The following is a 713-nucleotide window of genomic DNA, read 5'->3' on the forward strand; positions in this document are numbered from 1 at the left end:
TGCCGTCAACCCGCGCCACGTGGTTGAATCGCTGAACTCGCTTTCGGTCGATATCGCCCGCGCCATCGATCACGATGCGTCGGTCGATCTGTGGCGCCGCTACCAGCGCGGCGAGCGCGACGTCTTCACCCGTCGCCTCTACACGCTCAAGGGCCAGCAGACCTTCGACGAGATCAAGCGCAAGTACGACCGCGAGCCGGAGTTCCGCACCGCCGTCGACCGCTACATCGCAGACTTCGAAAAGCTGCTCGCGGACGTCGCCCGCAACGACCCGGACAAGCGCATCACGCAGACCTACCTGACGTCGGATACCGGCAAGGTCTACACGATGCTCGCCCACGCCGCCGGCCGCTTCAGCTAAGCGAGCCCGGATAGAAACAATCAAAACGGCCCCGTCTTGCGACGGGGCCGTTTTCGTTTGCAGGGATATCAGAGAAGAAAAGCGACTGATCGCTTCCGCTCGGATATGGCAAGCCCTTTAGACGCGGTGTGCCTTTCAGGCGCTCCCCGCGCCCGTGCGTCGTGCTATCGAGCTTCTCGCTGCTTCAGGACCGCGGCCCGCAAGCGGAGCCGGACAAGCGGGATTTGGGTTCGCCGGCGGACGTCGTGAACAACGCGCTGTCGACGCCCTCCACAGCCACGCTGGGCGAAGCGACGGGATCCGACCAGTCAGCGCAGCGGCGAGCAGCCGCCGACATCGGCGGGCTTGACCC

1 protein-coding gene is annotated in these 713 nt (G+C 64.9%); it reads left to right on the top strand.

The features are described from left to right. The coding region (locus L981_RS32700) for a hypothetical protein (RefSeq protein WP_043626964.1) at positions 1 to 361 on the top strand (361 nt) is incomplete at its 5' end. Between the last annotated feature and the right edge of the window lie 352 nt (positions 362 to 713).

It is taken from the genome of Ensifer sp. ZNC0028 (genome assembly GCF_000799055.1).
GTDB lineage: Bacteria > Pseudomonadota > Alphaproteobacteria > Rhizobiales > Rhizobiaceae > Ensifer.